The sequence below is a fragment of the Brasilonema angustatum genome (assembly GCF_059505445.1).
Map to the genome: position 1 here is coordinate 142009 of NZ_JCACKO010000129.1, position 25724 is coordinate 167732.

The window sequence follows — 25724 nt, forward strand, 5'->3', positions numbered from 1 at the left end:
TTGCATTTTAAAATTGTTCAGCTATTTATTGATAGCTGAACAATTTTATCCTTTATAAGTTACGAGTTAGCAGTTATCAGTTAGCAGTTATCAGTTATCAGCTAGGAAACGGACTCGTCCACCCCTTGTTCACTGTTCACTGTTCACTGTTTACTGTTTACTGTTCACTGTTCACTGTTCACTGTTTGAAAAGTTGTATGTCGTTCTAGTGATAATCAGCAAATAATAATATGTTGTGTCCAACCTTAGCACAACATATTATTTATTTATTCTTTTTTAAGAGTTCTCATATTTATGGCGTTGTCAGCAATTCATTATTTGTCATAACTATTCTATACATGACATCGGTAAAAGCAAGTGTATATAGGGAGGATTCCAAATATTTAAATTCCTGGGAGCATCCCATTTTTGTAAATTGCCCACACCCTAGTACCGCAAGGCGGTAGTCAAAAGTCAATTGGAGTCAGGGGGTGTTGGTGAGTTGGCTTTGGTGCATCAGCTTTTTGATGGGGGTTGAGGTGAAAGGCGGAAGGCAGTTATGCTGAAGGCAGATTTGACGCGGTGTTCTCGTCCGCCTAGGATTTAAATCCCAGGCTCATAGGCGAAGTCCATTAAAATGGACTGAAACGGGAGGATGTTTGAAAAGTATTGGGCGAATATAATTCGCTACTACACAAGCAAAGTCCACCTCCGTGGACTCCTGAAAAATTAAGAGTTTCAGAACCTGCGGAGGCAGGTTTTGTCTGTATAGCCAAGCCAGTGCGTTGGGCGGCTCTGCCGACTTGAAGCAACTGGCGCGCGATTTCTAATCGCCAGGATACATAAAAATAAGCTTTTAAAACATCCTCTTAAAATTATGACTAGCAACCCAGAACCAAATATTGGGCAGCAAGCAGAAAACTCAACGCTTTCTGGTGGAATGCAAGCGATTCAAGGTGACAATAATATTCAACTTCAAGGAAATAGTAAATTAACTGTACAAAAAATCTTTGAGAATGTTCGGGCTGGTGGTGATATTACAGTCGGGAATATTAGTCAGGTTTACCAAACTGTAAACAATTTGAGTAAGATTCCTAAACCAACAGGTTTCCCCCAAAACATTCCTCCTAGTAACACAGATAAGTTTATCGGACGATCGCGTGAATTAGAACGCCTCCACCAACAGTTACAACGAAATAATGAAGTCGTCATCGCTGCTGTAGAAGGTATGGGGGGAGTTGGAAAAACAGAATTAGCAATCCAATATTCACTGCTACACTTACATTCGCACACTTACCCTGGCGGTATCTGCTGGCTACGCGCAAGAGAATCAGATATTGGTTTACAGATAATAGAATTTGCTCGAACAGATTTGGACTTGCAGCCGCCAGAAGATTTGGAGTTACCAGAACGAATACGCTGGTGTTGGCAGCGTTGGCACCAGGGAAACACACTTGTGGTTGTGGATGATGTTAAGGATTACAGTCAGATAAAACCATTACTACCACCACAACCATCCCAGTTTAAAGTACTAATGACAACACGACTCAAGTTAGATGATCGTGGTTCTCTGTTTTTGGAAGTTTTGCAGGAGGAGGATGCACTCTTATTATTGACTCAATTGGTTGGGGAAGCAAAAGTCACTCAAGAATCAATAAAAGCAAAAGAACTCGTTCAACGTTTAGGCTACTTACCTTTGGCGTTGCAATTAGTCGGGCGGTATGTGAAAAAGCGCAAGATATCTTTGGCAGAAATGCTGCGACGTTTGGAGGAAAAAGGGCTAGGGCATCCTTCTTTAATAGTGAATCAAAATGACTCCACTTGGACTCTCGATATCAAACGTGGAGTAGCGGCTGCTTTTGAATTGAGTTGGAAAGAATTAAGTGAGTCTGCCAAAGAGTTAGGTTGTTTACTAAGTTTATTTGCTAATGCTCCGATTTATTGGTTCCAGGTGGAACATGTTGCTGCGGATCTTGACGCAGAAGAACTGGAAGATGCAAGAGTAGAATTAGAAAACTTGCACTTGCTTACGGGCGAAGAGACTTATCTGTTACATCAGTTGATTCGAGAGTTTCTGAGAAACAAGCAAAAGAACTTAGCTTCAGGCGACGAGCATCAGTCTAGTTTTTGCCAAGTGATGGTAGAAGTGGCAAAGAAAATTCCTCAAAGACCTAATCAGAACGAAATCACTGTCTTAACTATTGTTATCCCACATTTAGTAGAGGTAGCACAAAATCTGATTGATGCAGTCAGTGATGAAAATTTACTTTCGGTTTTTGCTGGCTTGGGTAGATTTTATCAAGGACAGGGTTTTTATGCGTTGGCTCAACCGTGGTTCGAGCAATGTGTATCAGTCGTACAATCGCGTTTGGGTGAAAAGCATCCCGATGTCGCCGCCAGTTTCAACAACTTGGCTTTTCTCTACTATTTCCAAGGACGGTACACTGAAGCAGAACCTCTGCACAATAAAGCTTTGGAACTAAGGCGACGTCTGCTGGGAGAGGAGCATCCTGATGTCGCTCAAAGTTTCAACAATCTTGCTCTACTCTATCGTGTCCAAGGACGGTACACTGAAGCAGAATCTCTGTACAAAAATGCTTTGGAACTAAGGCAACGTCTGCTGGGAGAGGAACATCCTGATGTCGCCACTTGTTACAATAACCTAGCAGAACTCTATCGTGTCCAAGGAAAGTACAGTGAAGCAGAATCTCTGTACAAAAATGCTTTGGAACTAGGGCGACGTCTGCTGGGAGAGGAGCATCAGCATGTGGTCTCCAGTTTCCACAACCTGGCAGCACTCTACGAATCCCAAGGAAGGTACAGTGAAGCGGAATCACTGTACATCAAAGCTTTGGAACTATACCAACGACTGCTGGGTGATAAGCATCCCGATGTTGCCACTTGTTACAACAACCTGGCAGCACTCTATCGTGTCCAAGGAAGGTACAGTGAAGCGGAACCACTGTACAAAAAAGCTTTGGAATTATACCGACGCTTACTGGGAGATGGGCATCCCCATGTCGCCACCTGTTACAACAGCTTAGCGCAACTCTATCAGGCTCAAGGACGATACACCGAAACAGAATCTCTGTACAATAAAGCTTTGGAACTAAGGCGACGTCTGCTGGGAGATGAGCATCCTCATGTAGCCACCAGTTACAACAACTTGGCAGGACTCTATCATGCTCAAGGACGATACACCGAAACAGAACCTCTGTACATTAAAGCTTTGGAACTAAGGCAACGTCTGCTGGGAGAGGAGCATCCTGATGTCGCCCAAAGTTACAACAACTTGGCAACGCTCTACTCATCCCAAGGACGGTACACTGATGCAGAACCACTCTACATCAAAGCTTTGGAACTATGGCGACGCCTGCTAGGAGAAGAGCATCCGGATGTCGCCATCAGTTACAACAATTTGGCAGGACTCTACTCATCCCAAGGACGGTACACTGAAGCTGAACCTCTGTACAAAAAAGCATTGGAAATTGCTGAACACAGTTTAGGGGAAAATCATCCCAACACAATCACTTTCCGTGAAAATTTAAAATACTTGCGTGAGCATCTTTATTGATGGGGTTCCCCTACACCCCTACACCCTTACCCCCTGCCCGAAGGGCGTTGACGATGTGGTCTTATTTGTTGAAAATTAAACAAAATATCTTAACCAGGAATGAACGAGGACTGATTTACTGGTTGATCATCAGTGGATTTGCCATAGTTATAGCGCTAGAATACCTAACGCCGCCTGAGTATGTATTTGGTTACCTCTACACTGGAACGATTTTGTTGGCGAGTTCCCGATTAAGTCGTACCGCAGTGCTTGGCGTGACGCTAGCGGCTACCGGATTAACACTGTTGAATTTGTTTATCCCTGGGGTAGAAACGGTTCATCCGCCAACGGTAGCAAATCGGTTAATTGCTGTGATTGCGTTGGTTGTAACAGGTTACTTAAGCGAACGTAACCACCGCAATAAGGAAGCTATTGCTTACGCGCAAACACAGTTACGCTCTCAACAACAGCTAGCGCAGATGCGGGAAGATTTTGTTTCTACCTTAACTCATGACTTAAAAACACCGCTACTAGGAGCAATTCAAACGTTGAAATCGTTTGAAGAAGGGCAATTTGGTACAGTTACACCGATGCAAGAGCGTATCATACAAACAATGACTCGTTCTCACCGTACCACGTTGCAGCTTGTAGAAACTTTGTTGGATGTATACCGCATCGACACTGAAGGGCTGAAACTTCAGCGATCGCCAGTGAATTTAGTCACAGTAGCCCAGGAGGCGATCGCCACCCTAACTGAAATCGCAAGATCACGTCAGATTTGTGTCTGTGTTAATTATGGAGAATCAGATTTTCGCCGCTCGTTGTGGGTTAATGGCGATTATTTGCAACTTGGGCGAGTCTTCTCTAATCTTTTAATTAATGGTATTAACCATACTCCCCGTGGTGGAAAAGTGGAAGTCGTGCTGGAGACTTCTGCTATTGATCAAATTGTGAAGATTTCTGACAATGGTTGTGGGATAACACAAGAAGAACTACCTTACCTGTTTGAGAGATTTTATCAAGGACATAGCGATCGCCTGTTTGTAGGTTCAGGGCTAGGATTGTATTTATCTCGCCAAATTATTGAAGCACATGGCGGTATAATTTGGGCAGAGAGTCGCGCAAGCAAAGGGGCAATATTTGGGTTTCGACTGCCTGTGTGTCCGCCACCAGGCGATTAACAATTCAAAATTCAAAGTTCAAAGTTCAAAAATAAGATTCAACCTGTTTGAATTCATAATTTTAAATTTTGAATTGCTTAAGGGATAGGGGAAAGCCATTTTCATGGCAAGGTTTGTGAGATTTTCTCGTGAATGGCTGACTTGTGAACCAATAACTAAAAATGAAACCAGGTGCGGTAGTGAAGATATTACTCGTTGAGGATGATGAACTGTTTCGCTTGGGTTTGCGAATGCGGTTACAACAGGAGACGGGTATAGAAATCGTAGCTGAGGCAGAAGATGGTGAGCAAGCTGTAGAACTAGCTAATCGTTATCTGCTGGATTTGGTTTTGCTAGACGTTGGTTTACCAGGGATTGGTGGAATAGAAGCTTGTCGTCAAATCAAGCAGCAGCACCCAGATTTACCAATTTTAGTTTTAACATCTCGTTCGGAAAAACCTTTGATTGCGCGGTTAATTGAAGCAGGGGCGCAAGGTTACTGTCTCAAAGGAATCCCACCAGAGTCTTTAATATTGGCATTGCGTTCGGTAGCAGCAGGCGCTTCTTGGTGGGATCAAACAGCAACCACAGAAATTCGAGCCGCTTTTGGGGGAAACAATACAGCAGCGCCCGTACAAAATAAGCAACCAGCAGAAAATCCCTTAACCAAGCGCGAACAAGAAATTCTGGCGCTAGTGGCTGCGGGTAAAAGCAATCAAGAAATAGCAGAAATTCTCTATATTGCTTCTGGTACAGTACGGGTTCATGTCCATGCGATTTTGCACAAGTTAGAAGTACGCGATCGCACTCAAGCTGCAATATTGGCTATACAGAAAGGATTAGTAGCAAAAGAATTGCTGCAGAATTCCTAACAGTTATCAGTTATCAGTTACCAGTTATCAATTGTTCCCTGTTAAGCGTTCACTGTTAAGCGTTCCCTGTTAAGCGTTCCCTCTTCCCTAAACAGTTTACTTGAGCCAAAATCAGTCATCATAAAAGTATAGGCACTGTTCTATGCTGGGAAAAGTATGACAAATATCCCGCTTTTTGCTAATCGCACTCAAGCTGGGGAACGATTGGCGCAAGCAATTGACGCTATTTTGACCCAGCAAATTGCTGATCAAGTTACAAATCCTGTTACAATTGTTTATGCTTTGCCAAGAGGAGGAGTACCAGTAGCAGCAGCAGTCGCGCGTCTCCTTAACTGTCCGTTGATGATAGAGGTGGCGAAAAAAATTGGTCATCCCGAAAATCCTGAGTTAGCTATTGGCGCGGTTACTGCTTCCGGAAATGTTATTTGGGATGAGCACAACGTGTCTTTTCGCCATACACCGAAATCAGGGTGGCGGGAAGAAGCATTGGATGCAGCTATTAGTCAAGCTAAGTCTGTTCAGGCTCAATTAAGTCCTGCTTGTCCGCAGGTAAATACTCAAGGTGCTACCCTCATCTTAGTTGATGATGGGATTGCCACAGGTATGACAATAGCCGTCGCGGCAACATCTCTCAAGGCACTCTCGCCTGCAGAAGTTTGGTTATGTAGTCCAGTAGCCCCTTTGGAATTGTTACCCTGGTTGGATCAGTGGGGCGATCGCGTGGTTGTCCTATCAACACCAAAACCTTTCTTCAGCGTCAGCAATTTTTACGTAGAATTTCCTCAGCTACAGACAAAGGAAGCTTTTGATTGTCTACTGCAACAAAACCAGGACATAATAAATTATCAAAAAGAAATTTGATCATGTTGAAGTCATACTTGACGGCGGTTAAAACCGCCAATCGTGTTCATCCCCATGTCTGAAGCCACGGGGTTCCCGCTCGTTTTTCGGTGATCATTTTTTGTCTGTAGCTGACGTTTTATGACTTTAGTGTAGTCCGCCAAAGCTTCGCTAACAATCTGCTCCTGATTTTAAGAGTCTTCGAGAAACTTAGCTAACTCCAAACTTTCTTCATAGTAATTAATTGCTTTAACATAATCGCCCAAGGCTTCACAAGCAACTCCCAAACTACTAAGTGATTGTTCTTCACTGTGCTTGTCTTTCATTGCCCTAGCTAATAATAAACGTTGCTCGTAGTAGGCGATCGCTTTGGCAAAATCCCCTTGCGCATAACAAGCATTACCCAGGTTGTGTAAGACCTGAAGTGCATTGCGGTGATTGTTCAGCGAGTAAGCTCTTTTGATACACTGCTCGTAGTAGGCGATCGCTTTGGCAAAATCTCCTAAACCATACCAAGCGCTACCCAAATTCTTTAGAACCTGCTCTTCGCCCCAATGATCTTGGAGTTCTCGCACAATTTCTAGGCTTTGCTGTTTGAATTCAATTGCCTGATGAAGGTCACCTAAAGCTTTATAGACCAATCCCAAATTATTGAGTCCCGCCACCTGGCTTCGCTTATCTCCTAGTTGTCGCGCTGTTTTCAAACACTTTTGTAAGAACTCAATTGCTTTGTTGTACTCACCTAAATGACGGTAAGCATTGCCTAAATGTGAAAGCGCCTGCATCTTTATGACTTGCAAGTTGGCGACATCTTTTGTTAAAAGTAAACACTGATTTGAGTGGGAAATCGCACTTTTGTAGTCTCCTAAGTGGTAAACTATGTAAGCTAAACAAGAAAGTACTTGCGCTTGTTTTTCAATGTCTCCAACTGCTTGAAATAACGCAAGGCATTCTTGGAAAGACCTCATGGCAAGAAGTGAATCTCCAGCTTGCTGCTGTTGAACTCCTTGTCGTAATAACCTGTTTGCTTCTTCATAGTGGTCTTGTTGTCTCTGGGGAACTAGCATTTCCTCATGTGAATCCCTGAAATCATCAGAAATACTGACGTGTTCCCTTTGTGTTAGGCATGCTGTAAGTGATTCCACGGGAACGATGTTTTCGACCTGGAATTCCATTCGTTTTTCCACATCAACCTATCCCTGTTAATAGTGGTGATACATAATAGTGTTCCCAAAATTAGAGTGCATATCTCACGGGGAGAGGGAGAATATAGGAATTCGAGATTGTTTTCAAGGATCAGGGGTTGGTAGGAGTTTCCCTTGTTAAGAAGATTGCAGTGGAGTCGTGAGAATGACGATAGAAAGAGTGTTGGAACCGGAAGTCATGGATAGTTTAGAGGAAGCCATTGAGTATGATGCAATGGACTTCGTCAAAGTAAATACTGCTTTTGCTGAAGAAGCAAGCGCTTTTGGACCAAAGGAACAGGGTTTAGTACTTGATGCTGGTACTGGTCCTGGTCGTATTCCAGTTTTACTGTGTCAAATGCGTCCCCAATGGCAAGTTATCGCTATTGATTTAGCTCAAAGTATGTTACAGATAGCGTCACAACACATTCAGCAGGCTGGTTTACAACAGCAAATTCGTCTGGAATTAGTAGACACGAAAAACTTGCCTTATCAAGATCAGCAGTTTGATATGGTTGTGTCAAATAGTCTCATCCACCATTTGCCCGATCCGTTACCTTTGTTTAGCGAACTTAAGCGTGTCTTAAAACCGAATGGTGGTATTTTCATCCGCGACTTATTTCGACCAGCTGATGAAACCACTATCAATGCTTTGGTGAATAATATAGGAACAGAATACAATACCCATCAAAATAAATTATTTCGTGATTCTCTTCACGCTGCACTCACACTGGATGAAGTGAATCAGTTGATTTCACAGGTGGGGTTGCAACAAGTAAAGGTCTATCAATCAAGCGAGTGTCATTGGACTGCAGAACGCGCTTGGAATTATTGAGTTGGAAGTCGCAAGTCAGAATTTACAAGTCAGAATCTGTGAGTGGGGGATTGAGAACCATCATATGCTCATGATTATCGCTTTACCCCACCCCTTAAGCAATTTAAAATTCAATCATTTTGAATTCAAACACGTTGAATCTTATTTTTGATAGCGCAGCGTGCCGCAGGCATACTTTGAACGAGCGAATCCGTGAATTTTGGAGAAGCCAGTGGGGTCAAATCAACGTGGGTTGAAGATTTGAACGTTACAGCCAGTCGCGCAAAACTTTTCCTCTAGGATATAGGTGTGCCGGAAGTTGACGACGACTTACGCCACGTTCGCCTTAACTAAATTTTCTCCACCTTGAACGACTTTTGCCGACTCAATTTTGTCACCCGCCTTGAGTTGTTGCAAAACATCTTTACCTTCAGTGACATAGCCAAAGACGGCGTAACGACCATCCAACAAGTTGCGTCCTGCTGGAGTCAGTTCCGGTTCAAATAAGAAGAAGAAGACTTGTGATGAACCACCATTGTTATCATATTCAGGACGTGCCAACGCTACAGTACCATAAGCAGAGAAAGGTAAAACAGGTAAATCAGTGTAACGACCAGCCTCCTCTAAAGTGATACCGTAAGTAGGTTCTTTGTCACCTTGTACAAGAAATTCTAGCGGGATGGCGCGGTATTTATGTGTTTTTGGATCAATAAAGCCGACTTCTTTACCTGGTGGATCTCCAGTTTGTACAACGTATGATTCTTCTGAACGGGTAAATTCTAAGCCATTATAAAAACCGCGTTGCACCAAATCCACAAAATTGCCAGCAGTGACAGGGGCACTGTAGCCGTCTACAACAACGGTGAGGTCGCCTTTGTTAGTTTTCACTTCCACTGTGGCACGACCCTTGAGTTGAGGTAAATTGCTGTATTTGGCTGGCACTTCAAAGGGAAATTCTGTCACCATTGACTCTTCTAGTTTGCTGACAAGACTCAGCAATTTGGCACGTTGATCCCGAACTTGTTCTTTATCTTTTGTTTTGACGACTTCTTGCAAGGCATTTACGCCGGATTTTAATTCAGCAATCATTGCTTCAGCTTCGCTTTGGCGTTCTTGTGGAACATCTGCCAAAATTTTGGAGGGTTTATCGAGAATTCGCGATGCTTTGCTGAGATCTTGAGAAATAGCACCCCAACGTCGATTGGCTCGCAGTTGAGTGGTAATGTCCTCTAAAGAAGCTTGCAGTTGCCGTACAGGTTTGTTATCTATTGGAAGCGAGTAGCGCAATAGAGAATTGCCGTCAGTTATGGCATTCCCCGCTGGTAAGCCGGCGCTACTAGAAGGAGTCCATGCGGCTGTACTTATCCCTAAAAATAGAGTTACCAGCAGCAGTGCTATTGGGCTGTTCTTCAGCCAGGATTTCAATATTTGGAACATAAAATGGCTCAAATGCAGCATCAAATTGTTGACTGGGCGTCACCCAACAATCATCTTCCCACAGTACAGGAATCACTTTCGCTTTGATATCAAGTTACATCCTTGATACTGCTGCGGTGGCTAATGAAAATATTCCTCCCAGCCTACGGCAAACTACAGTCCACTAGCCCCCAAAAGGGGCGCTGCGCTAACACTCCCTCACTCTCTGTTTCCTTATTTTCAAGCCAGGGTTTCAACTTTTGGGCGATCGCGTCCCTTGCGCGTGTCCCTTTGGGACTCAGCGGCTCCCTGCTGGAGCATCGCCTGAGATTATTCTCAGATGCTATTTGGATCAATACCCAACTCTCTCAACTTTGCTGCTAGTCTTTGTTGGTGTTGTTCCGCAATTTCTCTTTGCTGTCGTTCGCTTTGAGCAACTTCATTAGCAGTCAAATATCGCTTACCACCCTTATCATGCCAATACAATACTTCTCGCTCCACGACACCAGAAGTATAACTTCCACGTCCAATTCCCAATCCTATTTCTGGCATCCAAAACGGTTCTTGTATTTGCTGTCGATATTCTCCATCTACCAATTTATACAATTCAAAGGGTTGATGTTGGTCGCGTCGCCAATATTGAGGATTATAAATAACGTAATACAAAACTCCTAGTTTTGTATAAATTTCTAGTTTCTTGTCATACTCATCCCCAGGTGTTTTGGAAACCACTTCCAAAACGAACTTGGGTACTACTTCCTCCTCTTCCCAGACTGCGTAACTCAAACGAGACTTTCCTGCTTTGCGTCGTTCCACACCCAAGCTGAGAAATCCATCTGGGATGACTGGTACTAAGTGACTCACTCCTGTTGTGTGGTAAATACCCATATCAATACCAAAAAACCAATCATTGCGATTTGCCCAAATGGATTCGAGGATAAATAATAACAGGTTGGGCAGAAAATTCTGGTCTTCGTTATCCACGGGTGTATCGTCTGAACATGGTAGTTCTTCGGTAGTTGGTAGGGTGAAGCGTGGCTCAAATTGTACCATAGGTAGGACTTTCAAGTAATTTAACCGATGGATGTAGTGCCTCAGATTCTATTCTAGAAAACATCAGGCGATAAAAACACAAGCCTAATGAGACTGCAAAAAACAAAAATTTATATACTGAGCAAAGATGTGCAGAATAACAAACCCACCTGACGCGACTGTCACAGCCGCGTCTTGTCCTCGTTTCCTAATAGTCGTCGCGCCTAAATAACCCCAATAACGGACCAAGAATAATACCAAACACAAAACCACCAATATGCGCCCAGTAAGCAACTCCTCCCGTCTCCACACTCATATTAGCGGCTGCTTGCAGGTTGGCAAGACCAGATATCACATTCTGAACAAAGAAAAGTCCTATCACGACAACTGCTGGAATTCTAATTGTCGTAACGAAAAAACCTAAAAAGATTAATGATAGAACTCTTGTATCGGGAAAGCGGATAATGTAAGCGCCTAGAATTCCAGCAATAGCACCACTTGCCCCCAAGGATGGAATTCCAGAATCTCTACCTATCACCCACTGACATAAAGCTGCTAAAGCACCGCAACTCAGATAAAAAATTAAGTATTTAAAATGACCTAAGCGATCTTCAATATTGTTGCCAAAAATCCATAGATACAGCATGTTGGAGAGCAAGTGCCACCAACCGCCGTGTAAGAATTGCGAGGTAAATAAAGTCGTCCACTCACCAGCAAAGTTGTTTGTTAACTCTCGTGGTATAACCGCATACAACTGGAAAAATGGCTCTATTTGTGCCTTCGATAGACTCACCTCATGAAGGAAAACTAAGACGTTCATGCCAATCAACCCATAGGTAATATATGGGGTGATTCGTGTTGGATTTTCGTCGTACAGGGGAAACACAGGTGTTTTTCCTAATCACTGATTAACTGCAATATATCTTGTAAAACTGGCAGTTGCTAAGTAGCTGCAATGGAAAATTTATATTTGGCAAACTTAATGACGAATCACAAGTGCCAACTCTATTGAGGGCACTTGCTTTGTACTATCTGTACCAAGATTCTTGGCTTGGTTTGTCGCTAAATAAACCCAATAATGGACCGAGAATTGCCCCAAAAACAAAACCACCTGCATGTGCCCAGTAGGCAATACCACCACTTTCCATGCCAACATTAGTCGGTGTTTCTAGACTGGCTAATCCGTAGAACGCTTGTTGGATAAACCAAAATCCCAGAAAGAAGTATGCTGGGACACGAAATGTGGGGAAGAAAATCCCTAGGGGAACGATGCCGAGAATTTCTGCTTGGGGGAAACGGAGAATGTATGCCCCTAACACGCCGGCGATCGCACCACTTGCTCCCAAGGAAGGAATTGAAGAGTTTTGTGCAAAGTACCATTGGGCTAGTGATGCCAAAACACCGCAACTGATATAGAAAAACAAATATTTGACATGACCCAATTTGTCTTCAACGTTGTTACCAAAAATCCATAGGAACAACATATTACCAGCTAAGTGCAGTAAACCGCCGTGCAAAAACTGCGAAGTAATCAAAGTTAACCATTCTGGCACTGGTTGATTGACTGAAATTCCCGCAAAGCTTGCAGTGAGTTCTCGCGGAACAACAGCTGCAAGGTGTAAAAATGCGTCTAATTGTCGTGCAGGTAAACTTGCTTCGTAAAGAAAAGCTAAGATATTAACAGCAATCAGCCCATAAGTGACATATGGGGTTATTGTCGTCGGATTATCATCTCTAATAGGAACCACAGGCGTTTTTCCGGATTTTTGAGGAACCAGCCTCACATTACCTAATTTTTTGTGTTATTTCTTCTAGCCTGTGGAGGTATTTAGCACAGTCAACACTAAATCAGCGAACAGTGAGTCCAGCGCTGGAGGCGAGTTTTCCACGCGCTGGCGACGGGCGTTCCCGAAGCGTTTGAATCCCCATACTTCTGATTCTGACTCCTGGATTCTGGCGTATCTGTTTTCTTCTTCAATAATTCTTCATCGCCCGTTGCATCTCGCGCTGATCTTGGCGTCGTTTGATGTCTTCGCGCTTGTCGTGGACTTTTTTACCTCTGGCAAGAGCTATAGTTATTTTCACCCAACCGCGCTTGAGATACATCTTCAAAGGTATTAAAGTTAAACCTTGCTGTTCTACTTTGCCAATAAGCTTGCGAATTTCCTCGCGATGCAGCAACAGCTTCCGTGTACGGCGCGGTTCATGGTTAAAATACTGCCCACTAGCATTGTAAGGCGAGATATGGGCGTTAAGGAGCCATGCTTGACCATCACGGATTAAAGCATACGCATCTTGGAGATTAACCTTACCCGCACGAATTGACTTCACCTCGGTTCCTGTCAACTCAATGCCAGCTTCATAGGTTTCGAGAATTTCGTATAAATAACGGGCTTGACGATTGTCGGTAACAACTTTGTAACCTTGGCTGTTTTCACTCATTTAGAATTCTACGTATGTCTAATGTGTTATAAAAGGTAGTGTATGGTCGTTTGTCATATGTGGGGATATTAAACCACCATCAATATTCAACTGAATTTCAGTGTTATCCTACTAATTTAGCTTTTTTGTACTATTTTAGGTTATTTGTATTGTTAATTAACTTTTACGATAGTTGTAGCTTATTTAAGGTTGTTTATCTTCCTCTATTTACCTTATTTGTAGTGCGTGGTAGGAAACTCAAAATTGTTAACAAATACAAAACACACAAAGCCTTAGATATCTTGTCTAAGGCTTATTTTAAACCCATAAAGCCATGACAGTCTGGTGTGGAAAAGACTGTCTTGAGCTATTGTAAAAACATTAGCTAGCTGTAGGCTCTGGATTAGGTGAATTTAATTCTGTGGCTCGACCTTGGGACATGGATTTGTAATAGCAGGCAATTAAGCCAACTATCAGCCACCACACGGTGTTGACTTCAGGACGAAACCAAACGGTATCAAATAAGTTGTGGGCTAGTGTACCAGCTAGGGCAGCGATCGCCCCCATTATCCAAAATCCATCCACACTTTTGATTTCTCGTAGCCGTCGTAACTGCACTAAACCCGTATTAAATATCACAATCAGCAGCCAAAGAAAACAAGCTAAACCAACAAAGCCAGTTTCTACAGTCACCTCCAAGAAAATTGAATAGGCACTCAAAGCGCTATAACGGGGAAGTTGATAGATGGGGTAAATTTTATTAAAGGCACTGTGACCTGGTCCAATACCGGTGATTGGATAATCGTGAATCATATTGAAGACAGCAGTCCAAACATTTCTGCGAAAATTATTACTACTATCTTCCCTGTCTGCAAAAATACTGAATACTCTATCACGAACTGGTTCAATAAAGATTACAGCTAAGACCAATACGCAAGTCAAACTAGTCAAAAGAATCCACGGCAAACCAGTGCGCCAAAAAGGAGGCATTTGCAGGCTCCACCAATAATACAGCAACCCTATTAAGATCAGAACTGCTACGACTAGTCCAATCCAGCCACCACGACTAAAAGTCAGAATTAGGCACGAACCATTAACAACACACATGGTTAATGCCAATGCTTTTTTGAACCAGCTAGCCCACGCAAAAACTGCGACTATGCTTAAAACCACAGCAGGCAAAAGGTATCCAGCTAGCAAGTTAGGATTGCCCAAATAACTATAAACCCTTGTGGTCTTTGACATAGTAGATGTTGGATCAACCCACGTCGCCAGTGGTGGTGCTCCAAAAAACCATTGTCGTAACCCGTATACACTCACAATCAGAGATATGTGCAAGTACAGCGTAATCAGCCATTGGCGAATGCGAGGTAATCTCAGAACTCTAGCACAGAGGGCAAACAGGAGCAAATAGAGTGTAAAATTTCTCAAATCGGTCAACGCTGCCATCTTCACAGGTGACAATGCTGTAGCTACGACAGCTATTCCCCAATAAAGCAGTACCAGCAAATGAATCGGGGTAACACTTGAAGCATTTGGTGTTGTTTCATCTGATAAAGTTAATAGCAGCCAAAATCCGGCACAAGCTACCAATATCAATCCCAATAGGTCATTGGACATAAAAGGTGCAAGAGCATACACTAGGCTGAGTAAAACAGCTGCTATTGTTTCTCCCCACTGCATCAATAGACTGCTTTGTCGCCAGGAACCGAACAGCCCCACCAAAGAGCGGTGCAGGTAACTCGTGCCAAGATATTGTCTTAGAGGCAGATAGGATAAAGTGAATCGTTGCCAAACTAAATTCATAGTATCAAGCTGTGATGAATTAGCACTTGCGTGTAGAACTTCGACAATGATGATGATAATCTGGGTATTTTAAAAAGTTCATAACACAGATTGCAAGTTATTATTCATTCGTTCTTAACGGCCATCCGCCATAGTTGATCATTTGAAGAATTTGCACACGTTTAGCTCATTGAACACAGCTAGTTTCGTTTGGCATCAACACGATTCTTTGCCTGAGTCAGACATCGCTCTTTGCTTGTGCTGTGTCTAAATTCAGTGGCAAACTCAGTACATAACGATATCCTGATTGTGATGAACCTTGAATAACAATTTGTCCACCATGTAATTCTGCCACATGACAACTCAGTAAAAGTCCTAAGCTTTCACGAGAAAGATAACCGTGAGACTTGGTTGCACTAGTGTTTGACATATCCACGATTAAGTTTCCTGTTTGCTCTTGCTTCTCTAATTGACCAGTATGAGTTGAATGATTACGTGTCAATTCTTGCAATGGTAATGTTCTGCTATGAGAAAATAAAGGATCAATTTCAGTTATACCTTCACCTAGCCAAGGATGTGACACCCAGACAGTGATGTTTAGTGTGTCGTCTTTGGAAGAAACATGAATGCGAACAGTACTACCTGTAGCTGAAAGTTGAATCACACTGAAAACAAGGTGATATAGGATTTGTCGAACCTTGTCTTTATCCAAGGAGCAAATGCGGTTGCGTTCTGGTTCTATAGACAAACGAATATCTTGCTCGCGGCGGTTAGCTGCTTCTTCTAAAGTACTGATAGCCTGTTGACACAGCATTTCAATATCTATTGGAGTTAAATTTAATGCTGTCGGGTTTTCCTCCATAGTCCCCATCTGAGAAATTTCGTTCACCAATGAGAGCAAGTACCGACCACTATGTTGAATAATATCCACATATTCTCTTTGTTTATTTGTCAACGGACCATAAATCTCACGTCCCAAGACACTAGCCATGCCTAAGACTGATGTTAAGGGAGTACGTAACTCCTGAATGAGTTGTCCTAAGAGTTCTAATTTCAGTTGATTGGTAAGAACTAAATCTTTTTGTATAGATGGGCTGATTTTGATTTCAGTAGTATTAACAACATTTTTCTGTGGCAAGTTAGAAGTACTACCAGGAATACTATTACTTGAGGTTGTTTCCAACAGACGGTTACGCTCAAACTCACTCATACTCCAACGGGCAATAATTTGTATAAATTCAACGTCTTTCTCTGTGAAATCGCGGGGCTTTATGTCCATTACTGCTAATGTACCCAGACAATGCCCACAAGCATCAAACAGTGGCGCTCCCAAGTAAGAACGAATACCATAATCCTGGATCAACTTGCTGTAGGCAGAACTGTCTGCTATCGTCAATTTTTCCGTATCATTAATGACAAGAGGTTGTCCACTTTCTACGACCTTGGTACAAAACGATTCCTGACGTAACAGTTCACGGCTTTGTGCGAGATGATTCATAATTCCTCCCCGCAGCTTTGATAAGCCCAGAGATGATTTGAACCAATGGCGTTCTTGATCCACAAATCCCAAAATGCAAATTTGTGCTTCCAACAAGTGGGCTGCAGTTTGAGTAGCCTCTTCAAAAACTGGAATTGTTTCTGGTTGCTGCAAACCTAAATCTGATAAAACTTTAAGGCGTTGTCGTTCTCCCGTTTCTTGGGAAACCCAGTCATCCCCTGAGGTAAACAATTTGTTTTCAGACTCTACCATTGTCATCGCTACCTTAACAGTCTCTTACTAGAGTAATTTATATAACCACTGTTTCTGGGTTATTTACTATGCTTAAGATTCCCTAATTTGCTCCTAAATGAACAGATTTAGAGGATTTTTTTTTAATGAGCGTATGTTGCATAGTATAAAAACTTACTTTTAAAAAAGTTTGCTTTGATCACAAAGTAATGGAATATTCCTGAATCAGTATCTATAATGAGCTACTGTTAGAATCCCGGTCATTTTGTATAAAAACATAAAATTATTAAGTATTAACACTATCGTACTGAGAAAACCATATCACAAGAAACTACAACACCTGTCATGAATGAAAAGAAATCTCATTTTTATGTTTTTATACTCAACTAGAATTGGATTTGGGCAATCTATTACATCCCAAATTCCGCATATGGAACCGTAACATAGTATAATCACTGTTAAAATTGTTTTTTATTCTGTATGAAATAATTCTTTTTAATAAGTAAGTACCAGTAAAAAGAAAGTTAAGTATATTAGATAGCATTCCTAGTACTAAAAAAGTAGTAAAAACCGATAGTGTCAGTTGAGGGTGCTCAATATCGGTTATATATTAATATCCAATAGCAATATCAATTGAGTTGTCATAATCATTAAATAGCAATCCGATTTGATTCGGTGAGACCAGTGCGAATGACGGCTTTCCCGACCTAGGCATCTGGCGTATGCGCAAAGCGCATGCCCAGATCCGGCACGAGGGAGAACGCCAGGTGCTCTACTTGGGGAGACCCCAAGTAGAGCACTGGCTCCCCTCCCGCAGCGCTGGACTCACCGTAAGGCGTGGCCGTTCCCACTAGGGTGAATCACAAAGTAGAGACTTAACGCTTAACGCTTAACGCTTAAGAAGCAATAAAGGTGTACCTAGGCTAAGCAAAAATCAAATAGCAGCCCTATATAACAAAATGCTTCGGAAAAGCACAACTTAATTCACGCTCCGCTCGTAGAGAAAAGGTTAAAGGGCAAGGGTTAAAATAAGAGGATTGGAGGGTAAAGCGACTCAATCTCAAGTCTTTACGCTTTGCGGACAATGGAATGCGTTAATCATTTAGGCAATCATTTGCAAAAGTCTAAAAATGTCAGAAACATAAAGTTAATCAAAACTTTAACATTTCTTCATAATAAAACTTTGATGAAACTATAGTATTTAGTACAGCAATTGTGACAGAAAATACTAGGGACTTGCCTAAAAATGAATAATAAGACTGTAATGGTTCCTTTTGTAGACCTAACTTTACAGCATCAACCAATTCAAACTCAATTACAACAAGCAATCCAAAGTGTAACGGAACGGGGAGATTTTGTTTTAGGGCAAGCACTCAAAGAGTTTGAAGCAGCTTTTGCTGCTGCGTCTGGTGTAGAGTATGGAGTTGGTGTTGCTTCGGGAACTGATGCGATCGCCCTCGGTTTACAAGCGTGTCATATTGATCCTGGAGATGAAGTCATTTTGCCTGCAAACACCTTTGTTGCGACGTTGATCGGGGTGATACGTGCAGGGGCAAAGCCAATTTTTGTAGATTGCGATCCACAAACAGCTTTAATTGATTTAGAAGCTGCAGCGCGGGCAGTTACACCTCAAACCAAAGCAATTCTTCCAGTACATCTTTACGGTCAGATGGTGTCGCCACGGCAGTTGTTAGATTTTGCCGAGACTTTCAAAGTGCTGATTTTTGAAGATGCAGCACAAGCCCACCTAGCCGAACGAGAAGGATATCGCGCCGGTTCTGTAGGAACTGCAGCAGCTTTTAGTTTTTATCCCAGCAAGAATTTAGGGGCATTTGGGGATGGCGGGATGTTATTAACGCGAGATCCAGATGTCGCTCAAAAAATGTTACGCTTGCGCAATTATGGTGCGGCTCAAAAATACATTCACGTTGAAGAGGGAACTAATAGCCGTTTAGATACAATTCAAGCAGCGGTGTTGCACGAGAAATTACCATATCTGCCACAGTGGAATCGCTCACGCCTCAATGCTGCCCAGCAGTACGATATTGAACTAGCACCTTTAGCATCAAGTGGACTCATTCCCATACAAAACCACACCGGCGAGGGACACATCTATCATCTTTATGTCATCAGAGTAGATGATTCTTGTGCTGTACAACGTCAGCAACTTCAAGAACAACTCACACAAGTAGGAATTCAAACTGGCGTTCACTACCCAATTCCTTGTCATCTCCAACCAGCATTCGCCCACCTAGGCTATCAAGTAGGGGACTTCCCCAATGCTGAAATGCTGTCGAAGCAAATACTATCCTTACCGATGTATCCTGGTTTAAGTCATAGCCAAGTTCAGCAAGTAGTATCGGCAATCACATCATGCCTCAGTGCTGAGCAGCAAAAGATCCTGTGTATTTGACAAATATTTTCAGGGTAAATACTGGGTTATGAATGAAATTAATACTCATAATTCATAACTCAGTATTTATCAGACTCATAATTGATTCTTTATCATAAAAGCCATGCAAATTCGGCACCAGCTGAAAAATGCAAATTCCACACGCCTGATTACTCCAGCTATATTAGGCATTTTGCTACTGCTTTATGCTCCTGTGTTATTTTACTGGGTGCAAGGTTGGCTCAACAAAAGTATCAGTATCGAACACGAATATTTTAGTCACGGTATCATTGGTTTACCCTTTGCTGCATACCTTTGCTGGTTGAACAGAAAAAAATGGCAAAGACTACCAGATATTTCCCATCCTTTGGGTGTGGCGTTGTTAGTACTGGGAGGAGTCTTCTACCTGAGTGGTGTCAGCGAGTGGGTCAACATTTCCTTTCCAACTATACTGACAGGGTTGTGTTTGTGGCTAAAGGGAATTCCTGGCTTAAAATTGCAAGGATTTGCTTTAATATTAGTACTTCTTGCAACACCAACATCAGTTCCCTACCTGATCACTCCCTACACATTGCCTCTGCAAAGTTTCATCGCGGGTACTGCTGGCTTCATACTCAGTCAGATTGGTATGCAAGTCACTGTGGATGGAGTAAATATATATGTCGGGGGAAGAATTGTAGAAGTTGCACCTTACTGTGCAGGGCTGAAAATGCTATTTACGACTTTTTATGTTGGCTTGATGCTGCTTTATTGGACAGGTGCTTTGTCCTCCCGCCGCAAAAGTATTTGGTTTTTATCTATTGCAGTCTTAATTAGTATTTGCGCCAATATCGTTCGTAACACATTACTGTCCTTCTTTCATGGCACCGGACAAGACGGAGCTTTTCATTGGCTGCATAATGGTTGGGGTGGTGATTTATATTCTGCAATGATGCTGCTTTCATTAGTGCCGATTCTAAATTGGATTGAGAAATATTTTGCAGAAGTTTCAGAGTAAAATTTTGTCTAGGTACTGTAAACTTCACTGATGATTTCTTTTTCCAAGTTTCTCAAGGAGCAGCGGTTTTCTCAGATAGTAGCCCTTCTGTTGCTATTAGTACTGTTGCTTATAGGAGCAATTCCTGGTTACCTGACAGGACACTGGCAATGGCAGGAATTACCACGAATCACTCGTCTGCAGGAGTTGAAAGATTTACGTCAAAAGGGGTTGAACCTTCCTGGTTGGCAGACTATAGAACAGCGAGAACAAGAGATAGGGGAAGGCGCATGGTCTTATCAGTTTATTCAGAAAAAAAGCGACCAAACCAAAGCAGTTCTGCTTTTGCGACCACAAACAGGATCTAAAGATCAGCCTGTGGTGGAGTGGACGGAAATAAACAGCCTTTGGCAGTGGCAGATAGCTCAGTATCGCTCTGCTGATTTTACTGTTAAACCGCAAGGAACAAAGTCAAATGCTGCTGAAACAAGAGTACAAGCGAGGTTCTTTCGTGCCTCAACAAATCAGCAGACTTTTGCGGTTTTGCAATGGTATGCCTGGTTCAATGGTGGTAGTTCATCACTTTTCCCCTGGTTTATCGTCGATCAGCTAGCACAGTTGCAAAAAAAACGCGCTCCTTGGGTTGCTGTGAGTATTCTCATTCCTATGGAACCATTAGGACAGGTGGAAACAATTTGGAATGAAGCTAAATCTCTCGGTCAAACAGTGCAAGCTGTTTTAATGGCAGGTCCAGTGTCAAGTCATTCACCAATACAGTTGTATAAAAATAAGAAAAAGTAAAGTTTTGCGATAAAAAAGGTATTTTTTAGCGTCTTAATTAAAGTAAAGTTATGACTCTGTTATATACATTGGCACTTCATACTATAAGTAAGTTATAGTGCCAATGTCTATTGTTCCTGGTTGTCGTATGCGCTTGTTTAACGCCCTGTCTTTTGCTGGTCTGTACGTAGGCGTTTATTTGGTAACAATTGTCCAACCGGTTGTTGCTCAAACATCAACGCAGAAACGAACGCCAGGACAGACTCCCACACCTGTACTTAATACTCCAGTGAAACAGGCTCCCGCGCCTGTACTCAATACTCCAGTAAAACAGGCTCCCACGTCTGTACCTAATACTCCAACAGGACCATTACTACGACAACCTCCCCCAGCTCCGCCCAGTAGTACTGACTTTGTCGCTCCTGGTCTTCGAGAAGGGATGTCGCCGCAATTGAACCGCTACCTTTTGGGACCAGGAGATAGCATTAACATTTTGGTTCAGCGTCCTCCAGGTCCCTATCGTCTAGGACCAGGAGATAGCATTGGAGTTTCAGTTGTACGTTTCCCAGATTTAAGCTTTCAAGCTCTGATTAACCCCGAAGGAAACATCATCGTGCCATTACTGGGATCAGTGTCACTTAAGGGATTGACTTTACAACAAGCACAACAAAAAATTCGCTCAGGCTATAATCGTTTCGTCGTCAATCCAAATGTGACATTCTCATTGCTGGCGCAACGCCCAGAGTTTAATTTTTCGGCTCAAATTAATCCTGAGGGTAATATCATTGTGCCGCAAGTAGGCACAGTATCGCTACAAGGCTTGACTTTGGAAGAAGCGCAAGAGAAAATCCGCTTAGCTTTAGCCCGGCAATTAGTTAACCCACTTGTGTCACTATCATTAATAGGACAGCGACCAGTTCAAATCACTATTAATGGGGAAGTGAATCGACCTGGAGTTTATCCTGTTAACTCAATAACGCCTCGGGTTAGCGATGCATTGCTCTTAGCTGGTGGTTCTGCGATGATGGCAGATCTGCGTCAAGTCCAAGTACGCCGGAAGCTAGTAGATGGATCCGTGGTTTCACAAAGACTCGATCTATATACTCCATTACAAAATGGCGGGGAAATACCTAACCTCCGCTTGCAAGACGGCGATGCGATCATTGTGCCACGTCGGGAAGTTGCAAACGATAAGAGTTATGACCGCGCATTGGTATCTCGCTCAACTTTAGCAACACCACAGATTAGAATTCGTGTTTTAAATTATGCTGGTGGGGGAATAGTCACTGTCCCTTTGCCTAATGGTAGTACTTTTATAGACGTATTGGCAGGAATTAATACTGACAGTGCCAACCTCAGTGACATAGCTCTCGTTCGCTTTGACCCAGAAAAAGGTCGAGCTGTTAAGCAATCGATTAATGCTAAAAAGGCTTTGTCAGGGGATGTATCTCAAAATGTCGCACTTCAAGATAACGATGTTATCGTAGTAGGACGAACCCTAATTGCTAAAATTACTAATATCATCGGTACAATTGCCCGTCCCTTCTACGATATTCGTACCTTTCTCGGCTTCTTCGGTCTTGATGACAACAGATACTAGATTAGTAGTCCTTGCCAGCCGTGTGTAACAGAAGGAAGAGGAATGAACTTATAACAAAATTTATAATTCTCAGACTCCTCAAAACCGAAATTATCTAAAAATTATAGTCGAATTTATACCTAGTTTTGATTTGCTGCTGCCATGACTCCACCAATTGTTAAACGCTACCTCATTGCTTTCGATAAGTACAAGTGGATTGGACTAGCTAGTTTTGGTCTAGTTGTAGCGGGATCAATGGTGGTGGCTTTGCAACCACGACAATCTAGATATGTAGCGAACGGCGCACTGACCTATAATCGCCCAACAGTTTCTTTTTCCGCAACAGGTAGTGAAATTAATCTGCAAGGGCAGGAACTGAGCCAAGATATTTTGTTATCAGAGCCAGTCATTAATGCTGTGGCAGCTAAAGTCAATGTCAAGCCAACAAAAATACGTCAAAATGTCGTGGTTACGATGCCTGACAAAGACTCTAAAACTGGAGGAGATAAACAACTCACACCCACACTCATCGAACTGAAATATAACGATACTAAGATCCAGTCAGCACAAGAGACATTGCAGGCATTGATGGAGGCAATGATCGCCCTGAGTACCGAAATTAATACACGGAGATTAAAAGCAGTTATTGGTAAAGTTAATGAACGTTTACCACAGGCGAAAAAAGAACTGCAAGTGGCTGAGCAGAAGCTAGAAGTGTATGATCGCAAAGAACGACCAGCAATATTGGCAGCAGAAAATGGAAGTTTGCTCAACGCAGTGACTAGTAGCCAAATACAGCAACGACAAACTCAATTAGTTCTTGCTGGAATTGATACTCAAATTCGCAGCATACAAGAAAAGTTGGGTTTAAACGTCAACCAAGCTTATGTCTCTTCTGCTTTAAGTGCTGATCCAATAATTGCTAACGTGCGAGCACAACTTTACCAAATTGAATCCCAAATTGAAGTTCAGAAGAAAGAAGGTTTGCGCCCCGAACACCCGACAATGATTCAGTTGCGCAATCAGAAAGAAGGTTATGAGAACTTACTTCGGCAGCGTGGTGCGGAAGTTGTAGGCGGGAAAGATGGAACAGCGCCGCTTCCAGCTACTATTGCCATTCGCTCCCGAAGCAACCTAGATCCAGCCCGACAGCAGCTGGCAAATCAGATGGTTGCTTTGCAAACCCAGCGCGAAACACTGCAAGAGCAACTTGTTGACCTCACAAAAGATGAAGCACGATTGCGGAATGAGTATTCTCTGATACCCAATAAGCAATTAGAGCGATCGCGCTTAGAACAGGAGGTTGCACTCAAAAAAGCCGTCTATGACCAAATGCAGGTAAAGCTAACAGACGCAAGAACAGCAGAAGCTGAGACAGTCAGCAGTCTTGGAATTGCTAGACCACCAGTCGTGCTTGATGCTAATAAAGATCGTCTGAGTGCGCCAATTACCCTGGGTATAGGCAGTTTACTAGGATTATTGGTAGGTGCCGGAGTTATATTTTTACTGGGATCATTGGAAGCAACCTTCAAAACCAAAGAAGATATCCGCGACAGTCTCAAACAACGAGAAATTCCTTTGTTGGGCGAATTGCCTTTGATGCCAGTTGATGGATTAAATCTAGGTGAAGTGCCAGTGGTTCTTTCTCTAGATTCTTTGTATCTAGAGTTTTATGAAAAGTTCCGCAGTAATCTGCGGCGCGTTGGCGGGAAAAAATTGAAGGTGGTATTAATTACCAGCACCAGCAGTGGAGAAGGTAAGACAGTTAGTGCTTATAACTTAGGAATAGCATCCGCTCGTGCAGGCAAACGAACCTTAATTATCGAAGCAGATTTGCGATCGCCATCTCACTCTTCATCCCTAGGAGTGACTTCCGACCCGGATGCTATCATTGAACCTTTGCGTTATTACGCTAGCTTGGGCGAGTATATTCGCTTAGTGCCAGATATCGAAAATTTATACATTCTTCCTAGCCCAGGTCCTGTGCGTCAATCAGCGGCAATCCTAGAATCTAGTGAAATACGACGCCTCATGGAGGATGCACGCGAGCGTTTTGATTTGGTTATTTTAGACACTCCTGCTCTGAGTTTATCAAATGATGCTCTGTTAATACAACCTTACACCGATGGCATTGTGCTAGTGACAAGACCAAACAATACACAAGAAAATATACTCACTGAAGCGATCGACCAATTGGTGGAATCTGACCTTGAGTTGTTGGGAGTTGTAATCAATGGTGCTGATATCACCATGCCTCTGCCTTACTCATATATGGGTTCAAACTATCCACCTGAAGAACCACAAGCACGAGTGATCAATGGAACTAGGAGATAAGTCGTGCTGATGAAAAAGTAGCAGCTTGACCATAATATTGCTGCTGTTTATCTAAAATATTCCAAACCATACCATTTTCTAGGAAGAAGCGTTTACCAGTACTGGAGATGCGGACGCCAGAATAACTACTAAAACCTTTGCTTAGCCTCTCAGCTAGGAGTTTATTACGTTCTTCCTGTAAGACTTCCTGAACTGCCTTACGCCAAGGCGTTTGCATAAATTCTTCCCAAGAATGCTCCCAAAGTTGCAGCACTTTACGATTACCATAGTTTAAGATTGGATCTGATTGGATGCTGTGAGAGACTAAAACAAACGGTGCTTCAAACAGTGCCTTCGCTATTTCCTCTGGTGATCCGCTAGCATCTAACAAACAACGTCCTGTCCAATCGTGAAAACAAAACTTTGCATCAGGCGTTGACTGTGACGAATGACCGTCTCTTGCTGGTAAGGAAGTTGTTTCTCACGGTTCATAGGTGTAGCCTGTTTATATAAGCATCAGAACCTGCGCAATTTTAACGTTTTTTCATACAATATTGTTAATCTAGCTGATATTTTTGGAACAATGTGAATTCCAGCGTCGGATGATATAAAATATCATCTATCTAGAGGAGTAACAATGAATTCAAAATTACTTTTTGAAACTTTGCGCATCTTGCGGAGGACTTGCACACGCTGACGATTGCAGAGCTTATAGCCTGCCACTAACATCATAATACATTTCACTCCACCAGTTCTTGAACTGGTTGCCTTAATGCAATCTTAAAGTTAAATAATATTACCCCTAGGGCATATATTTGAGCAGTGAGAGGAATATTTACTTAGCATAGGTACGAATAGGTTTATCTATCTACTGTATGTATCGTTTGGTCAGACTCCAC

The 25724-nt window shown here is 42.6% G+C and carries 19 protein-coding genes; 10 read left to right on the forward strand and 9 right to left on the reverse strand.

What is annotated here, in order from left to right:
• The first annotated feature begins 856 nt into the window (after nt 1–856).
• The 4 genes from AC5JM2_RS22565 (at nt 857) to AC5JM2_RS22580 (ending at nt 6425) form a co-directional block, all read left to right on the forward strand.
• Entirely contained in the window at nt 857–3553 is a 2697-nt protein-coding gene (locus AC5JM2_RS22565) for a tetratricopeptide repeat protein (protein ID WP_495837056.1), read from the forward strand.
• 53 nt (nt 3554–3606) lie between these two features.
• Nucleotides 3607–4713: a sensor histidine kinase gene (locus AC5JM2_RS22570; RefSeq protein WP_495837057.1), complete on the forward strand. Its 1107-nt coding sequence runs from the start codon at nt 3607–3609 to the stop codon at nt 4711–4713.
• Nucleotides 4714–4874: 161 nt separating this feature from the next.
• Nucleotides 4875–5564, forward strand: coding sequence for a response regulator (locus tag AC5JM2_RS22575; protein WP_495837058.1), 690 nt, complete (start codon nt 4875–4877; stop codon nt 5562–5564).
• Between the two features lie 156 nt (nt 5565–5720).
• Nucleotides 5721–6425 (forward strand): phosphoribosyltransferase, encoded by a 705-nt coding sequence (locus tag AC5JM2_RS22580; RefSeq protein WP_495837059.1) that lies wholly within the window; start codon nt 5721–5723, stop codon nt 6423–6425.
• Nucleotides 6426–6595: 170 nt separating this feature from the next.
• On the opposite strand, the gene AC5JM2_RS22585 is transcribed toward AC5JM2_RS22580, so the two are convergent.
• Nucleotides 6596–7579, reverse strand: a complete 984-nt coding sequence (locus AC5JM2_RS22585) for a tetratricopeptide repeat protein (protein ID WP_495837060.1) — start codon at nt 7577–7579, stop codon at nt 6596–6598.
• A 181-nt stretch (nt 7580–7760) separates the two neighbouring features.
• Here AC5JM2_RS22585 and AC5JM2_RS22590 point away from each other — a divergent pair, with 181 nt between their 5' ends.
• The gene (locus AC5JM2_RS22590) at nt 7761–8423 is read left to right on the forward strand and encodes a class I SAM-dependent methyltransferase (protein WP_495837090.1); all 663 of its coding nucleotides are present in this window, start codon (nt 7761–7763) and stop codon (nt 8421–8423) included.
• Between the two features lie 309 nt (nt 8424–8732).
• On the opposite strand, the gene AC5JM2_RS22595 is transcribed toward AC5JM2_RS22590, so the two are convergent.
• The 7 genes from AC5JM2_RS22595 to AC5JM2_RS22625 all read right to left on the reverse strand — a co-directional run bounded on the left by AC5JM2_RS22595 (nt 8733) and on the right by AC5JM2_RS22625 (nt 16806).
• Nucleotides 8733–9860, reverse strand: a complete 1128-nt coding sequence (locus AC5JM2_RS22595) for a peptidylprolyl isomerase (protein ID WP_495837061.1) — start codon at nt 9858–9860, stop codon at nt 8733–8735.
• Between the two features lie 294 nt (nt 9861–10154).
• Nucleotides 10155–10871 (reverse strand): Uma2 family endonuclease, encoded by a 717-nt coding sequence (locus AC5JM2_RS22600; protein WP_495837062.1) that lies wholly within the window; start codon nt 10869–10871, stop codon nt 10155–10157.
• 187 nt (nt 10872–11058) lie between these two features.
• A complete protein-coding gene (locus tag AC5JM2_RS22605; RefSeq protein ID WP_495837063.1) occupies nt 11059–11736 on the reverse strand; it encodes a rhomboid family intramembrane serine protease in 678 nt (225 codons plus the stop codon).
• Between the two features lie 142 nt (nt 11737–11878).
• Nucleotides 11879–12598 carry a rhomboid family intramembrane serine protease gene (locus tag AC5JM2_RS22610; RefSeq protein ID WP_495837064.1) on the reverse strand — a complete coding sequence of 240 codons (720 nt, stop codon included), beginning with the start codon at nt 12596–12598 and terminating at the stop codon, nt 11879–11881.
• Nucleotides 12599–12824: 226 nt separating this feature from the next.
• Nucleotides 12825–13292: an SsrA-binding protein SmpB gene (smpB, locus tag AC5JM2_RS22615; RefSeq protein WP_495837065.1), complete on the reverse strand. Its 468-nt coding sequence runs from the start codon at nt 13290–13292 to the stop codon at nt 12825–12827.
• 360 nt (nt 13293–13652) lie between these two features.
• Nucleotides 13653–15077: an IctB family putative bicarbonate transporter gene (locus AC5JM2_RS22620; RefSeq protein ID WP_495837066.1), complete on the reverse strand. Its 1425-nt coding sequence runs from the start codon at nt 15075–15077 to the stop codon at nt 13653–13655.
• Between the two features lie 217 nt (nt 15078–15294).
• The gene (locus AC5JM2_RS22625; protein ID WP_495837091.1) at nt 15295–16806 is read right to left on the reverse strand and encodes a GAF domain-containing sensor histidine kinase; all 1512 of its coding nucleotides are present in this window, start codon (nt 16804–16806) and stop codon (nt 15295–15297) included.
• A 1225-nt stretch (nt 16807–18031) separates the two neighbouring features.
• On the opposite strand from AC5JM2_RS22625, the gene AC5JM2_RS22630 reads away from it, so the two are divergent.
• The 5 genes from AC5JM2_RS22630 (at nt 18032) to AC5JM2_RS22650 (ending at nt 24846) form a co-directional block, all read left to right on the forward strand.
• On the forward strand, nt 18032–19198 hold the full coding sequence (locus tag AC5JM2_RS22630) for a DegT/DnrJ/EryC1/StrS family aminotransferase (RefSeq protein ID WP_495837067.1): 1167 nt from the start codon (nt 18032–18034) through the stop codon (nt 19196–19198).
• A 103-nt stretch (nt 19199–19301) separates the two neighbouring features.
• On the forward strand, nt 19302–20174 hold the full coding sequence (gene crtB, locus AC5JM2_RS22635) for a cyanoexosortase B (RefSeq protein WP_495837068.1): 873 nt from the start codon (nt 19302–19304) through the stop codon (nt 20172–20174).
• Nucleotides 20175–20204: 30 nt separating this feature from the next.
• Complete coding sequence (locus tag AC5JM2_RS22640; RefSeq protein WP_495837069.1) at nt 20205–20954, forward strand: cyanoexosortase B system-associated protein; 750 nt, start codon at nt 20205–20207, stop codon at nt 20952–20954.
• 103 nt (nt 20955–21057) lie between these two features.
• Complete coding sequence (locus tag AC5JM2_RS22645; protein WP_495837070.1) at nt 21058–22533, forward strand: polysaccharide biosynthesis/export family protein; 1476 nt, start codon at nt 21058–21060, stop codon at nt 22531–22533.
• 141 nt (nt 22534–22674) lie between these two features.
• Nucleotides 22675–24846, forward strand: a complete 2172-nt coding sequence (locus AC5JM2_RS22650) for a GumC family protein (protein ID WP_495837071.1) — start codon at nt 22675–22677, stop codon at nt 24844–24846.
• Here the strand turns inward: AC5JM2_RS22650 and AC5JM2_RS22655 are convergent.
• Nucleotides 24836–25216: an MEKHLA domain-containing protein gene (locus AC5JM2_RS22655; protein ID WP_495837072.1), complete on the reverse strand. Its 381-nt coding sequence runs from the start codon at nt 25214–25216 to the stop codon at nt 24836–24838. The two genes, AC5JM2_RS22650 and AC5JM2_RS22655, sit on opposite strands and share 11 nt — an antisense overlap.
• Between the last annotated feature and the right edge of the window lie 508 nt (nt 25217–25724).

Bases quoted from the DNA above. Each gene is read 5' to 3' on its own strand.
- AC5JM2_RS22620 (WP_495837066.1), bottom strand. From the start codon at position 15,077: ATGAATTTAGTTTGGCAACGATTCACTTTATCCTATCTGCCTCTAAGA.
- AC5JM2_RS22570 (WP_495837057.1), top strand. From the start codon at position 3,607: ATGTGGTCTTATTTGTTGAAAATTAAACAAAATATCTTAACCAGGAAT.
- AC5JM2_RS22625 (WP_495837091.1), bottom strand. From the start codon at position 16,806: ATGGTAGAGTCTGAAAACAAATTGTTTACCTCAGGGGATGACTGGGTT.
- AC5JM2_RS22565 (WP_495837056.1), top strand. From the start codon at position 857: ATGACTAGCAACCCAGAACCAAATATTGGGCAGCAAGCAGAAAACTCA.
- smpB (WP_495837065.1), bottom strand. From the start codon at position 13,292: ATGAGTGAAAACAGCCAAGGTTACAAAGTTGTTACCGACAATCGTCAA.
- AC5JM2_RS22595 (WP_495837061.1), bottom strand. From the start codon at position 9,860: ATGCTGCATTTGAGCCATTTTATGTTCCAAATATTGAAATCCTGGCTG.
- AC5JM2_RS22580 (WP_495837059.1), top strand. From the start codon at position 5,721: ATGACAAATATCCCGCTTTTTGCTAATCGCACTCAAGCTGGGGAACGA.
- AC5JM2_RS22645 (WP_495837070.1), top strand. From the start codon at position 21,058: ATGTCTATTGTTCCTGGTTGTCGTATGCGCTTGTTTAACGCCCTGTCT.
- AC5JM2_RS22575 (WP_495837058.1), top strand. From the start codon at position 4,875: ATGAAACCAGGTGCGGTAGTGAAGATATTACTCGTTGAGGATGATGAA.
- AC5JM2_RS22640 (WP_495837069.1), top strand. From the start codon at position 20,205: ATGATTTCTTTTTCCAAGTTTCTCAAGGAGCAGCGGTTTTCTCAGATA.
- AC5JM2_RS22600 (WP_495837062.1), bottom strand. From the start codon at position 10,871: ATGGTACAATTTGAGCCACGCTTCACCCTACCAACTACCGAAGAACTA.
- AC5JM2_RS22585 (WP_495837060.1), bottom strand. From the start codon at position 7,579: ATGGAATTCCAGGTCGAAAACATCGTTCCCGTGGAATCACTTACAGCA.
- crtB (WP_495837068.1), top strand. From the start codon at position 19,302: ATGCAAATTCGGCACCAGCTGAAAAATGCAAATTCCACACGCCTGATT.
- AC5JM2_RS22630 (WP_495837067.1), top strand. From the start codon at position 18,032: ATGAATAATAAGACTGTAATGGTTCCTTTTGTAGACCTAACTTTACAG.
- AC5JM2_RS22650 (WP_495837071.1), top strand. From the start codon at position 22,675: ATGACTCCACCAATTGTTAAACGCTACCTCATTGCTTTCGATAAGTAC.